The sequence below is a fragment of the Campylobacter sp. RM12637 genome, from assembly GCF_020137645.1.
Taxonomy (GTDB): Bacteria; Campylobacterota; Campylobacteria; order Campylobacterales; family Campylobacteraceae; genus Campylobacter_E.
The window spans coordinates 104208-119003 of record NZ_JACGAV010000005.1; the positions used below are offsets into that span (position 1 = coordinate 104208).

General features: G+C 26.4%; 15 protein-coding genes. All 15 read right to left on the bottom strand.

Annotation, left to right across the window (positions count from 1 at the left end; genetic code table 11):
- Positions 1-48: 48 nt before the first annotated feature.
- Positions 49-1161 carry an NAD(P)/FAD-dependent oxidoreductase gene (locus AVBRAN12637_RS04185; protein WP_214118000.1) on the bottom strand — a complete coding sequence of 371 codons (1113 nt, stop codon included), beginning with the start codon at positions 1159-1161 and terminating at the stop codon, positions 49-51.
- A gap of 11 nt (positions 1162-1172) precedes the next feature.
- Positions 1173-1931 carry an AMIN domain-containing protein gene (locus AVBRAN12637_RS04190; RefSeq protein WP_336614078.1) on the bottom strand — a complete coding sequence of 253 codons (759 nt, stop codon included), beginning with the start codon at positions 1929-1931 and terminating at the stop codon, positions 1173-1175.
- Positions 1931-3181 (bottom strand): coproporphyrinogen III oxidase family protein, encoded by a 1251-nt coding sequence (locus tag AVBRAN12637_RS04195; RefSeq protein ID WP_239802643.1) that lies wholly within the window; start codon positions 3179-3181, stop codon positions 1931-1933. The genes AVBRAN12637_RS04190 and AVBRAN12637_RS04195 overlap by 1 nt, the downstream gene beginning before the upstream one ends.
- A 71-nt stretch (positions 3182-3252) precedes the next feature.
- Positions 3253-4227, bottom strand: a complete 975-nt coding sequence (locus AVBRAN12637_RS04200) for a putative transporter (protein WP_214117998.1) — start codon at positions 4225-4227, stop codon at positions 3253-3255.
- A 67-nt stretch (positions 4228-4294) separates the two neighbouring features.
- Positions 4295-6106 (bottom strand): penicillin-binding protein 2, encoded by a 1812-nt coding sequence (gene mrdA, locus AVBRAN12637_RS04205; protein ID WP_214119847.1) that lies wholly within the window; start codon positions 6104-6106, stop codon positions 4295-4297.
- 451 nt (positions 6107-6557) lie between these two features.
- On the bottom strand, positions 6558-7136 hold the full coding sequence (gene yihA, locus AVBRAN12637_RS04210) for a ribosome biogenesis GTP-binding protein YihA/YsxC (RefSeq protein ID WP_336607461.1): 579 nt from the start codon (positions 7134-7136) through the stop codon (positions 6558-6560).
- Complete coding sequence (lptA, locus tag AVBRAN12637_RS04215; protein WP_336615370.1) at positions 7133-7585, bottom strand: lipopolysaccharide transport periplasmic protein LptA; 453 nt, start codon at positions 7583-7585, stop codon at positions 7133-7135. The genes yihA and lptA overlap by 4 nt, the downstream gene beginning before the upstream one ends.
- Complete coding sequence (lptC, locus tag AVBRAN12637_RS04220) at positions 7570-8067, bottom strand: LPS export ABC transporter periplasmic protein LptC (protein WP_336615371.1); 498 nt, start codon at positions 8065-8067, stop codon at positions 7570-7572. Before lptC ends, lptA begins: the two co-directional genes overlap by 16 nt.
- Entirely contained in the window at positions 8061-8537 is a 477-nt protein-coding gene (locus AVBRAN12637_RS04225) for a KdsC family phosphatase (protein ID WP_214117989.1), read from the bottom strand. Before AVBRAN12637_RS04225 ends, lptC begins: the two co-directional genes overlap by 7 nt.
- A gap of 2 nt (positions 8538-8539) precedes the next feature.
- Entirely contained in the window at positions 8540-9295 is a 756-nt protein-coding gene (locus tag AVBRAN12637_RS04230; protein ID WP_284444073.1) for a septal ring lytic transglycosylase RlpA family protein, read from the bottom strand.
- Entirely contained in the window at positions 9292-10374 is a 1083-nt protein-coding gene (locus AVBRAN12637_RS04235) for a lytic transglycosylase domain-containing protein (protein WP_214117987.1), read from the bottom strand. Before AVBRAN12637_RS04235 ends, AVBRAN12637_RS04230 begins: the two co-directional genes overlap by 4 nt.
- A complete protein-coding gene (locus tag AVBRAN12637_RS04240; RefSeq protein ID WP_214119844.1) occupies positions 10371-11126 on the bottom strand; it encodes a TatD family hydrolase in 756 nt (251 codons plus the stop codon). Before AVBRAN12637_RS04240 ends, AVBRAN12637_RS04235 begins: the two co-directional genes overlap by 4 nt.
- A 2-nt stretch (positions 11127-11128) precedes the next feature.
- Complete coding sequence (locus AVBRAN12637_RS04245) at positions 11129-12376, bottom strand: GGDEF domain-containing response regulator (protein WP_214117982.1); 1248 nt, start codon at positions 12374-12376, stop codon at positions 11129-11131.
- Entirely contained in the window at positions 12373-13893 is a 1521-nt protein-coding gene (locus AVBRAN12637_RS04250) for an AAA family ATPase (protein ID WP_214117981.1), read from the bottom strand. Before AVBRAN12637_RS04250 ends, AVBRAN12637_RS04245 begins: the two co-directional genes overlap by 4 nt.
- Positions 13890-14726, bottom strand: a complete 837-nt coding sequence (locus AVBRAN12637_RS04255; protein WP_336615372.1) for an NAD(+)/NADH kinase — start codon at positions 14724-14726, stop codon at positions 13890-13892. Before AVBRAN12637_RS04255 ends, AVBRAN12637_RS04250 begins: the two co-directional genes overlap by 4 nt.
- Positions 14727-14796: the final 70 nt, after the last annotated feature.

A 14796-nucleotide genomic window follows, 5' to 3' on the forward strand; every position in this document is an offset into this window, starting at 1 on the left:
TTTTTGCAGAATTTAATTCAAATTCTAAAAAGAATTTGAATTAAAAATTTATAGACCTTTAAATCCAAATAATTTATATTGCCATTTTAATTCTGTGATTTTTTTAAGAACTTTTGCTAAAAATCCACTAAAATCTTTGCCTTGAATACTTGCAACGGCATATTTTTCACTAAGAGAACAAACGCTTCCTTGGTCTTTATAAATAAATGTTTCTTTAAATTCTTCATTATTTAATCTAGCACTTAAACTTCTTGCTAAATAATTACCTTGCTTGCAAGCTATTTGAGCTGTTGGAGCAAATGGTCTATCATTATTCATAATTAAAGAACAATCTCCTAAAATATAGCAATTTGAATAATTTGGCGCTTGTAAAAACTCATTAACTAATATTCTATTATTTTTATTTTCAAATACACTATTTTTAATTACTTCATTTCCCTTAACGCCAGCTGTAAAGATTATATTTTTTGAATCTATATAAGTATCTTCATTGTTTAAATACAATCTATCCCCAACTTTTTTAATAATTTTATGAGATGTTAAAACTTTTACGCCTAATTTTTCAAGATAATTTCTTGCTATTTTTGCTAAATCTTTGTTATACATAGGCAAAATCTCATCCATAGCTTCAACTATGCTAATTTTTGCATCAATTCCTTTGCTTTTGCAAACTTGAGCTATAGAAGCACATAATTCAACACCACTAAAACCAGCTCCACAAATTACAATATTTTTATAAATACTTTCAGATTTTTCTAAATTAGAATAAATAATTTCTTTAGTTTTTAAAGCGTCTTCATAAGTTCCGATTTCATAAGCTTCATCAAGCCCTTCTATACCAAAAGTATTTTTATTAGCACCTAAACCTACATAAATCTCATCAAAATCATAATCAGTATTTTTGCAATATAATTTATTTCCTTCAATTTTAATAGCACTATCTTGAATAATTACAATTTCACTAGGAATTATATCTTTTAAAGGAATTTTGATATTTTTTTCACTCTCATTTGCTGCAATTTTATGTAATTCTGTAGTTTTATAATGATATGAATTATTATTAATTAGTAAAAATTCAGCCTTTGTTAAATCTTCCTTGCTTAGACTTTTAATTAAAGATAAGTTCGCATATCCAGCACCTAAAAAAATTATTTTTTTCATAACACCCCTTTTTATTGTAATTTAATTAAATATTCTTTAGATTTTTTTTCAATATTATAATTATATATACCATCAAGTTTTATTACAAGACGATAAAAATTTCTATGAACTCCAGTATAAATTTCATCAAAATAATTAGCTTTTATTTCAAATGATTTATTTTTTAAACTTGGATTAATTTTAAAATCCATAACAATTCTATTTGGTTTTTTTAAACTAAATTCCCTAATTAATTCGCTATTTGTTTTAATTGAAATATTTCTTTTGTCTATAACTATTTTAAAATTATTTGATATATCTAATGATAAAGGTGTATATTCTGTGGTTTTACTAATTTTATTTTCTTGATTTTCTTCTTTCTTAACTTCAGTAATTTTAGTAGTATTTTGCTCCACATTAGAATTGTCATCATTAGCATTTTCTTGATTTTTTAATGCAAGTTTTATTTTATCAACTTCTTTTAATTCAGTTTTTGCTTCTTCTTTATCTTGGTTTGTAAGCTCTTGGGCGTCAAGTAGCATATAAACTTTATGCCAATCAAGAGCTTCATTAATATCTAATTCAAATTCTTTCAATGTCCCATCTACATTTGTATAAATAAGTTTCATTTTATTTAAAATTCTAGCATCGCTTGGAACACTAAAAGCTGTTTTTTTAAATTCCTTTATCTCTTCAATAGGACTTGGATTATTGATTTTTACAATAGGCACAAATGGATTTTCTCTAGCAAAAAGCATTGAGCTTATTAGTAAAAATAAATATTTTTTCATTATAAATCCTTTCTAAAATAAGCCCTTACTAAATCCATATTTATATAAAATTCTTTCATCAAGGTAAGTGCTAGATATTTACCAAAAAAAGTATTATTAATAATACCATTATTTATGTTAATTGCTCCAATAGTCTGCATTGCTTTTAGTTTTAGCCCTAAGTGTTTTTCTAAATCACAATTATAATTAGAATTAAAATTATTAATATTCAAATTATCCTTAAAAAACTCTGTTAGAAAAATATAATTAATTCTATCTTCAGGACTAAAATCTATGTGAGCTAATTTTTGATTTTTACCAGCTAAAACCTTAGCTTTATAATCATCTAATTTAAAAGCATTTACTAAAAGCTTATTATTTGTAAAAGAAAAAGCCCCACTACCAGCACCAATGTATTCGTGATGTGTGCTTACATATTCATCATTAAAACTAGTTCTATCCTTAGAAAAACTCCAAGAGTTATTTTGCTCATAATCACTAAAGTATTCGCAAATTATCTTATAAAATTCATATTCATTATCTTGTTTATCTATGCCTAATTTAGCTGCAATTATTTCTTTAGTAAGATTAGATTTCATCAGTGGATATAAAGTAATTTGTGATGGAGCAATATTTTTAGCTAATTCAATATCTTTTATTAACATTTGTTTTGTTTGTGATGGAAAATTAAAAATCAAATCAATACTAAAAGTTGGCAAAATACCATTAGCTAATTCTAATTTTTTTACTAATTCTTTTTGATTTCCAAACTTTTCTAAACGATTAACTTTTCTTAAAATTTCATCATCAAAACTCTGCACCCCACAACTAAGCCTATCAATAAGCCCTTTAAAGTCTTTTAAAGCTTCAGGCTTTATATGATTTGGGTCACTCTCACAAGAAATCTCTTCAATACTAAATAAATCCTTACATAAACTAAGTGTTTTTATAAGTTCTGCTTCATTGATTAAAGTAGTTCCGCCACCAACATAAAGTGTATTAAAATCGTATCCTAAATCCTTAAATTGCTGTAATTCAATTCTTAAAGTTTTAAAATATTCTTTACATAATTCTTCATCATAAGCAAATTTGTGAAAGCTACAATAAGGACAAAAAGTATGGCAAAACGGAACATGAATATATAACATTACCTTTTTACCATCTTTAGATTTTTCTAAATTAACTTCATTTTTAAAATTAAACTTAGACTTAAGCTCTTTGTTAAGAAAATTGCAAGTATATTTTAAAGCTTGATTTTGTAAAAAATTCATTAATAACCTTTATTAAAAATTAAAAAATGCCATTAGTTTATACAAATAAAATTAATTCAAAATAACATAAATTAAGAATTAATTTTAAAATTAATATGCTCTTCAAATTCTTTTAAACGCTTGTGAATACTTCTTAATTCTGTAATAGTTGTCCAGTTTTTAGTAAGAACACTAAAGCTTGAACGAACACTACTAAAAGCATTATTGATTTGAACTAAAACACCTAGGGCAATTATTCCTAAGAATAAATTTTGCCCTACTATCAAATAAGCAAAAATCACCATAAATTGTTCGTATAAATATAGCCAAACATCAAAATATCCATAGTGCAAAAACAATCTTTTATAATTAAACTTAAGCCCTGTAAAAAGCTCAAACATTTGCTCTGGTAATGCGTGATTGGTTCTGTCATTTTCTGCATAAACTAGTTCTTTTCTAAAAGCAGCTTCGGCTTTTTGATTGTTATATTCAAGATTAGGAAGTTTAATTCCAACAAACCAAGATATAATAAGACCACCAACACTTGTTAATAAAGCCCACATAATTAAACCTGATTGAAAATTAAAAATAGGCAAAACTAAATTAGCCCCTAAAGTATATAAAATAGGCAAAAAAGCAATCAAGGTCATAAAAGCCTTTATAATATCAACACCCAAGCTCTCAACGATTTTTGCAAATCTATATATATCTTCTTGAATACGCTGTGATGAGCCTTCTATATAATCATTATTCTTACGCCAAGCCTTAAGATAAGCAAATGTAATAGCTTCTCTCCAAGCAAAAGCAAAATGCCTAGAAAAAAACGCTGTTAATGTAGCTATTAAAATATAAGGTAAAGCTATAAATAAAAAATCACTCAAGCCACTTAAAAACTGCTCGTAAGTGCTATTTTGTGGTGCTGCTTGTAAGAGATTATAAAAATCTTTATACCAATTGTTGATTTGTACATTAAGTAAGGTTTGAGAAAAAATTGCAAGTAAAATAAGCAAACTCCCGCCCCAAGACCATAAAAACCATTTTTTAGATAAATAAAATGCTCTAAACATATAAATCCTTGCAAAAAAATAGGCTAATCATAATAATTTATCTTTAATACATTTAGAATTTGAAATATCATTTATGTTTTTTAAATCCCTTTTGATATTGCTCATCAATATAGCCTAATTCTAATAATTTATTAAATATTTTTGCAACAATTGGCCCAGAAGTAGCGCCTCCGTGCATTCCATGCTCAACTAAAACAACCACGGCATATTTTGGCTCTTCATAAGGTCCATAAGCATTCATCCAAGCGTGGCTTCTTGTATAATATTCCATATTTTCTTCTTTCATACGCTTTTTTTCACTTTGAGAAATCCCTACAACTTGCGCTGTGCCTGTTTTGGCTGCTAATGTGATTTTACTCTCCAATAAAGGTTTATATCCTGTGCCTTTAGGTGTATTTGCTACATCATACATAGCTGCTCTAATATATTTTAAATCTTGTTGTTCGCTTTGAGTAAAAATATCTTTTTTAACAATTTCAACTTTTTCTTTATTTATTTCATCTACAAAATGTGGCTTTATTTCGTATCCACTAGCTAATTTTGCTGTATAGACTGCTACTTGCATTGGAGTTGCTAGGAAATTACCTTGCCCTATGCTAGTAATTAAAGTTTCACCTTGATACCAAGGCTGGTTATATCTTGAACTTTTCCATACTTTATTTGGTAATATACCAACACTCTCAAGTGGTAAATCAATATCTGTTTTTCTACCAAATCCAAGCTTATATAAACTTGCACTTATATCAGCTATTCCAACTTTTAAACTGCCTTTATAAAAATAATCATCACAACTTGACCTAATAGCAGTTCTTAAATCCATAACCCCATGCCCATATACATTATGGCATCTAAATTTTCTACCACCAAAATCAAAAGAACCAGAACAAGTAAAAGTAGTATTAGTATCTATTTTACCACTTTGTAAAAACGATAAGCCTACGCCCATTTTAACAACTGAACCTGGTGGATAACGACCATTTATAATCTTATTTGTAAATGGGTGGTCTAAATCTTGTATCATCATATCCCATTCGTTTTGTGAAATTCCAGTAACAAAAGGATTTAAATCATACTCTGGATAAGAACCTGCTGCAACAATTGAGCCATCTTCAATATTTAAAACAACTGCTGAACCACTAATATTTTTAAACAATTCATCTAAGTATTGCTGCATTCTTATATCAATAGTGAGTTTTATGTCATTTTCCATAATTGGTTTTTTAAACTCAATTTCTTCTACTTCTTGATTGATAGAATTTACTTTTGTAACTTTTTTACCAGGCGTGCCTTGTAATATATCATCATAATATTTTTCTATGCCTGTTTTTCCAATTTTTTTTGTAACTTTTACGACATCATTATTTACCATATCTTCAGCATTTGCCCTTGCCACATAGCCTATTATATGACTTGCTAAAGAATTAAATGGATATAGTCTTTTAACACTTGGTTTTATTAATATATTATCATCTAAATTCAGCTCAAAATAACAAGGATTTATCTTCTCATACTCTATAAAATCTATAATTTCTATTTCATCTTGATTGTAATAGCTATTTTCTCTTTTATATATTTTAATAATTTTATCAATATCTAAATCACTAAAACATTTTAGAATTTTATTAGTTGTTACATCTAATAAATTACTACTTAAATGTGGTTTTAAAGATATTGAAAATCCGAGCTGATTAACAGCTAATGGGGTATTATTTCTATCTAATATTATCCCTCTAATAGGCGGAATTAATTCTTCTTTGGTTGAATTCTTTTGTGCTAGTTCTTCATAATAATCATTGCTATAAATACTAAGCCAATATACCCTAGAAAGTAGCATTATAAAAAATGACAATATTACAAAAATTACAAATTTTAATCTCACACAATACCTCTAAACAAAATAATTGATAATAAAGATTCAAGGCATATATAATAAATAAAAATATTGCTTAATTTAAGCACTTCTAGTTCAAATAAATAAGAAAATAATAAATTTAAAAATATATCTATAAAATATACAAATATTATAAAAATAATTATCAAAATATCTCTATTTTTAAGCTTGTAAATCAACTTATCATAAAAATAATAAAAAAATATTAAAAACGCTATTGTAGTGCTAAATAACACTAATCCGTGGGTTATTTCAATAAGACATAGATATAAAATAATAAGCAAGCTAGTTTTATCAAAACCACTTTTTTTAAAATGTATAATCAAAAATACAAAAAAAACTCCGAGTAAAGGTGGTAAAAAAAATGTAATAGAGCATAGTAATTGGTAAAAAAATAAAACAAATATTGTTATATAATAGCTTAACCCAACTCGTTCTTTCATTTAATAAACTCATATATTTTTTCCTGCAATTTATCTATACCTTTTTTACTAGCACTTGATACATAAATTGCATCTTTATATTTTGATTTTAGCTTTGAAAATTCACTCTGATTTAATTTATCAATTTTTGTAAAAACCTTTATATAAACTTGATTTTCATTCATAAAATCTTGTAAATATTCATAAACACCTTCATCTATATCTAAATCATCGTGTCTTGAGTCTATTAAATGAATAAAGCATTTTATTTCTTTTCTTTTTTGTAAAAATTCATTTAAATTCTTGTTCCAAGCAGCTTTTTTATCCTTAGAAACCCTTGCATATCCAAAACCTGGTAAATCTATTAAAATCAATTTGTTCTTATCCGCAAATGTAACTTCAAAAAAATTAATTAATTGAGTTTTTCCTGGAGTTGAAGATGATTTTGCAAGACCTTTGTGATTTGCTAAAGCATTTATTAAAGAGCTTTTACCTACATTAGAACGACCTAAAAAAGCAATTTCACCTAAATTATATTCTTGTGTTTGAAAATATTTTTCACAAGATATTAAAAATTTTGCACTTACTATATTCATTTTGCTATCTCAAAAATTAATTTAACTGGTTTATTAGCTTTATCGCTTTTTACTTTATATGTTCCATCATTTTGGTTTATATAAATATAATCTGCTGATAATTCTTTGTTATTTTCTGTAATTTTAACATTCCCTATAAGCTCATAAGTATTTTTATTTACATCATAAACAATCTTATCTGCTTTACCTTTGAAATTATCTTTATTTAAACTTATAGAAAAACTTGTTACATATTGTGCTTCATAGCTAGCAATTTTATTATCCTTATTTGTTCTTATTGTCAATACTTGACAATTTAAATAATCTTTACCTTGCCTTATGCTAACATCTTTGCTAAATACCCCAGTTTGACTATCTTTATTACCTTCAAAAATTTTTGCATTAATCTCAATTTTTTCAGCATATAAACTACATAAAGATAATAATAAAATAACTATTTTTCTATACATAAATCAACCTCTTTTAATAATAAATCTGAAGAATTTAAATTATAACTAAAAGAATTAGCATTAATTAAACTATTATTATAGGTTACTTTAGTTTTACTCAAAGAGCTTAAGATTTTTTCATTTATTGAATAATTTAATACATTGCTTTCAAGCTTAATTAGATTATCTTTATATTTAACATCGCCATTTAATACTATAATATTATTTTCTTTAGTTGCCTTATTACTACTTAAATGCTTTTCTAAATCATTTATACTTAAATCTATCAAATTATCTTGATTATTTATTTTGTAATATTGCTTAGCATAAGCTATTTTTTCAAGCTTATTACTAAGCTCATAACCAATAATATCATTAGCTTCAAGGCTTTTAAAATCAAGTTGATAATTCATCTTATCAATATCATAAGGCTTTTGTATTATTATAAAAAAAAGCATAGATAGCATAGAAACTAAAATAATATTAAAAGTTTTTATTAACACTTAATCCACTGCTTTAATTGATTATTTTCTTTTACAATAATTTCAAGCATTTCATGCACACAACCATATCCACCTTTTGTATTTAAAATTCTTCCAAAAATTTTTGCCCCATCTTTAGGAATAAAAGGTAGCTTAACAGATTTTAAAAGGTCTAAATCGTTATAATAGTCCCCTATTGCAGCAACTTCATCAAAAGTAATATTTAAATCTTTCAGTAATGTTTTAGCACAACTTAGCTTATCTTTAATACCACAATATACATATTCAATGCCTAAATCTCTTGCCCTATTTAAAACAACTTCAGAACTTCTTCCTGTAATAATTGCAAATTTTATACCCAATTCTTTAGCTTTTAAAATAGCAGCTCCATCTTTTACATTAAATTCTTTAATCAAATCAGCATTAGGAGAATAAATAATTTTACCATCACTTAAACATCCATCAATATCTAAAATAACTAATTTAATCATTCTTACTCCCTAAATATAAATGAACCTAGAAAATTAGCTAAGTTTATAAAATCCTTTGCTTCTTCTTCACTTCTAAAGCCTTTTAAAAACACTCTATAAAATCCATCGCTAGAATTTAATACTTTACTTGTATAACCTTTATAATTTGCATATCTTTTTGCTAAATTATAAGCATTTGCAGAGCTTTTAAACGCTCCTATTTGTATCATAAAATCTCCACCCATAATACTATTTACACTATTTTGAATGTTAGAATTTGTATTAGATATTTGAGGTTTAATATTGTCTTGATTAAAGCCTAATATAGTTAATTTTACCCTTGCAGTGCCTTTTTTAGTCATATCTATTTCATGCGCTGCACGATTTGATAAATCAATAATTCTTCCAGCAACAAATGGCCCTCTATCATTAACTCTTACTACAACACTTTTTCCATTTTCTAAATTATCAACTCTAACCATTGTATTCATAGGTAAAGTTTTATGAGCTGCTGTCATAGAATTTGTATTAAAAGTTTCTCCATTTGAAGTCTTTTTACCATGAAAACCTGGACCATACCAACTAGCAATGCCAGTTTCAGTATCTCCAATATCAACCTTACTTGGATAATAAGTCTTACCATTTATTGTATAAGGTCTCATTGTAGCTGGAGTATTTGGTTTAGCTACTCCATAATTATAATTTTGGTTTAAGCTACTTGTAGTTGAACAAGCAGCAAATAAAAATAAAAAACTAGCGAAAACTAAATATTTTTTCAATTTTTAGCCTCCTTACTATCATCATATACTAATACAGGAATTAATAAGGTTTGATTAATTCCAATTCTATCATCTTTTAAATTATTATAAGCTCTTAAAGCATTTGTAGAAACACCATTTTTCTTAGCTATTGCATATATTGTATCACCTTGTTTTACCCTATAGCTTATTACATTTTTTACATTATTTTTAGCATACTTAATAGGATTTGAGTTATCTTTATAAGCTGCTATCTTTTCTATTGGTAAATAAGCATAATAATTATAAGGTGGTGCAAAATCGCCTTTAAATTGTGGGTTTAAATCTTTAAATTCACTTAAGCTAATCCCAGCTTTTCTAGCAATTGACGATAAACTCTCTTTTGGTTTTACATCAACTTTACCTATATTAAGTGCCATAACTTGATTTAATAAATAAATATCACCATACTTAGCAATATCATTTTCTGCTATTAAACTAGTGCTTAAAATCTTTTTGAAAAATCTTCTTGTTTCTTTAGGCAAATATTTTTGGTCTTCATCTAATAATACACTTAATTCATCACTACCTGCATTTTTAATAGCTTTTCTAACACAGCCATTTCCACAATTGTAAGCAAAAATAGCTAAATACCATTTACCAAATTCATCTTTTAGCCTATGTAAATATTTTGCAGCAGCAACGCTAGCAGCTACAACATCTTTTCTCTCATCAATAAATTTGTCAATTTTTAGACCAAAATTCTTAGCAGTAGGTTCCATAAATTGCCAAACACCTGTAGCTTTTACTCCAGATTTAGCATCTGTTTTAAAATTACTCTCAACCATAGCAAGATATAAAAAAACATCAGGAACACCTTCTTTTTTTAAAATTGCTTTAATAATTGGAATATTCATATTAGCTTCATTCAATACTTTTGTAAAATAAAGCACTTCTCTTTCACTCATATCGTAAAAAATTTCCATAAAAGATTGGTCTTGTAAATATCTTAAATCTACATCAATACTTTTTAAGATTTTTTCTTGTTTATCGTATTTATCTACTGAAAAATTCGCATATAAACAAATACTTGTAACTATTAATAATATAAATTTTTTCAAATTAATCCTTTAAATAATTTTTTTGCGTTATTTGTTGTAAGTTCTTCTATCTCCTCAATTGATTTATTTAGTATTTCTGCCATTTTTTGTGCAACTAATTTGCAATATTTTGGCTCATTTAAAGTCCCCCTGTGTGGATGCGGGGTAAGATAAGGTGAATCAGTTTCTATAAGTAATCTATCTGTTTTGATTTTAGGTAAGATTTCAACTAAGTTTTTTGCATTTTTAAATGTAAGTACTCCTCCAATTCCATAATAAAATCTATCGCTTAATTCCAATAGAATTGGACTTGCATTAAAACAATGCAATACTCCAAAAGCTTCTTTATAAGCCTTTAATATTTCTAAAGAATCAGCATTTGCGTCTCTTATATGTATTATTAATGGTAGTTTTCTTTCAATTGATAGTTCAATCTGTTTTTTGAATACTTCTTTTTGTAGCTTTTTTTCTTCTTCGCTAGGATTTTTATAATAATCTAAACCACATTCTCCTATTGCAACACATTTACTATCTTCTAAAAAACTCTTTAAGTAGTCTAAATCAAAATCTTGTATATCATAAGGATGAACTCCAGCAGCAAAATATACATTATCATATTTATGTGAAATATCACGAGCTTTTTGTAATGTTTTTATATCAGCACCTGGAATAATATGAAGTTTTACTTCTTCATTGCTAGCATTAAGCAAAACTTCATCTAAGATATCATCATATCTTTCATCATCTAAATGCGTATGAGTATCAATTATCACTATTATTCGCCTTCATAAACTTCAACTCTATCACGACCATTTCTTTTAGCGTCGTATAAAGCTTCATCAGCTTTTTTAATCATTTCTTCTATTTCTGATTTTTTAGAGCCTACTGCAACTCCTATTGAAGCTGTGAAATTAATTGGTTTATCAAGATACATAGCAGGAGTTGATTTAATTGCACTTCTAATTTTCACTGCCATTTTAATAGCGTCTTCTTTCTTAATATTTTTAATTAATAAACAAAATTCTTCGCCACCAAATCTAGCAACCATATCCCCACCCTTAACTTGTTCAAGTAGAGTTTGACCACATTGAACAATAACGCTATCTCCTGCAGCATGACCTAGTGTATCGTTAATGTTTTTAAATTTATCTATATCTATCATTAATACAGCAAAATCAACATCATCATTGATTTTTGAATAATATTCTTTGCTAGCCTCAAAAAAGCTTTTTCTATTATTTAATTTTGTTAAAAAGTCCTTTTCAGCACTTTCTTTTAGTTGTTCTGAATAATAAATTAAATCTATACTATTATTAATCCTACAAATAATATTCTCTCTTGAAAATGGCTTTTGAATAAAATCATTTGCTCCGGTTTTTAGCATTCTAGCACCAACATCATCACTTCCGTGAGCTGTTAAAACTATTATTCCTAATTGATTTTTATTATAAGATTTTCTAACTTCTTTTATAAGTTCTTCACCAGAAACTGCTGGCATTTCTTTGTCTGTTAAAATAAGTTTTACATCAGGGTGTTGTTCTAAATATCCTAATGCTTCAGCTCCATGAGCTGCTGGGAAAACTTGGAATTTGTAAGCTTGCAAAATATTTTTAATAATATTTCTCATAGCCATTGAATCTTCAGCCACTATAATTTTTGTATTTTCGTTTCTTTGTAAGCGTTCAATAATATCTATTATATAATCAACACATTCGCTACCTTCTTTTAGCACATAATCAACAATGTCTTTATCCATAAAACTTTTTCTTGTAGCGTCATCATCAAGTCCAGTTAGAATAATACTTGGAATTTTCTTAGATAGAGCATAATCAACAACTTGACCATGCATAGCATCAGGCAAACATAAATCAAGTAATGCAGCAAAATACTGATTATTATCTAGCAACTCTTTAGCCTCTGCAAAATCATAAGCTACATCAAATTCGCAATTTAATGCGCCACTAACTTTTTTTGCTATTGCTTTAGCTAACATCTTATTGTCATCTACTAATAGTAATTTCATTCTTTTCCTTCTAATATGGTTTTTGCAAAATCTAAGGCTGATTGGCTGATATTCTCATCACTAATCATTCTTGCAAGTTCATTTGCTACTTCATCTTTTCTAAGCTCTCTTGCAAAGCTTTTATTGTTTTCTTTACTTACTAAAAAATGCTGATTTGCTTTTGCACAAATCCAAGGCATATGAGTTATTACAAATATTTGATAATGCTTACTCAATTTACTAATTACATTTGCAATACTAATGGCCTCTTTTCCGCTTAAATTAGCATCTATCTCATCTAAAAATATATAACCATTCGCATAATCAATAAAATCAGCAAAACTAGCCAAAAATGCAAGTCTTAATCTATTTAACTCGCCCGAGCTAATCTCTTTAAAACCTGCTTTATTTAGACTTATTTCAAATCTATCTATGCCGTTAATTCCTAGTTCAAATTCCACTAACCTAAGAGCAATTTTGTCTAAGTATAACAAATTTAGATAATCATTAATTTTACACTCAAGTTCATTAAGGTAAATTAATCTTATTTTTGATATAGCTTTCGCATCGCTTATAAGCTTATTTTTTAGAGTTTTAAGCTCTTTTTCAATATTGTCTTTTTCGTAATCAATATTTTCATAAATATTTAATTCTTTTTCTTTATCTTTTAGTATATTTAACGCATCTTCAACGCTTCCATAACGCTTTACTAGATAATGAAGCTTTTCTAATCTATTTAAAATCTCTTCAATATCTAACTCACTACTATCATTACTTAAATCATTATAAATATCATTTAATTCATTCATAGCACTTACAAAAAATTCACTATCAATATTAGCTAATCTTAAAAGCTCTAAAACACTGCTCTCATAGGCAAAAATGCCTTCTGATTTTCTTAAAGCTTGTTCTATTTTATCTCTTTTTGAAAGCTTGGTTTTAATATCTAATAATTTTTCATATTCGCCTATTTTTGGATTTATATCTTTAATTTTTTTAATTTCTAAGCTTAATAATTCTTTTAAATCATTGATTTTATTTTCATCTTCACATAATTTTTTGTATTCTTTTTCTAATTCATCTAATTTTTTAAAATTATTTTTATATTCATTTAAAGTATTTTCATAATTTTGTTCTTTTTTAACTATGATTAAATCTAGCATTTTTAATAAATAATTTGGCTCAAAATCATCATAATTTTTAGCCGATAAATAGCGAATATTACTAGCATTTAGCTCACTCATAATCTTTTTTGAAACTGCTTGATTGTTTATAAAATATCTAGTAACTTTATCCTTTTTAACCCTAAAAACATTTGGATTAGAATTTTCTATACTTTCATCATTTATCTTATCATCTATGCTAATTTCTAAAAGACTTGCACTGCTTTCAAAAATTCCAAAAGCTGCTAATATGCTTTTAAAAATCACTGATTTTCCAGCTCCACTAGAACCTGTAAAAACTATAAGACCATTTTTAAATTCTAAGTTAAGTTCATCAAAAGTTATATTATTTGTAAAATATAATCTTTCTATCATCTTACTTCTCCCCAATTAAGCTTTTCATTTAAAACCCTAAAATAAGAGCTATTTTTACGCCTAATAATATTTGCTCTTACATTACTAAGCCCTATTCTAACGCTTTTAAATTCATCTTTATTAAATACTTCTTGCCCATCTATACTTAAAGTGCAATTTGCACTTATAATATCAATAAAAAAACTTTTAGGTAATACTATTGGTCTTTGAGTAAGCGAATGAGAACAAATTGGAGTTAGCATAAAAACACGGCTTAATGGATAAATAATTGAGCCGCCTGCACTAAGATTATAAGCAGTTGAGCCTGAAGGAGTGGAGATTATAAGCCCATCGGCATTATAGTTATTAAAAATATCTCCTTTAAAACTCGTTTTTATATCCGCTAATAATAAATGATTTGCTCTATTAAATACTGCGTCATTAAAAGCATATTTTTGTAAGATTTTGCCATTATTTAGCTTTATTTGAACACTTAGTAAAAATGGTCGCTCAAGTTTATATGAACCACTTAAAAACTCATTCATACCGGTTTCAAATTCTGTAGTTTTAAACTCCGTTAAAAAGCCTAAATTACCGGCATTTACTCCAAACACAGGAATATTAGAATTTGCTAAATATCTACAAGCTGAAATTATATTTCCATCTCCACCTAAGGATATTAATAATCCCACATTTTCTAAATCAAATTCTATTTCATTTTTTCTATCATTTATATATATTAAATATTCAATATTTTTACTATTAAGATAATTTTTTATATTATTTAATTCCAAACTATCTTCTAAACCTAATTTGCAAAATATAATTATTTTTTTAATTTCTTTATTTTTCATAATCTTTTCTTATTCTTTTTATTATAAATTTACAATTTTTGAGTAAAAATCAATTAATTTAATAAAAATT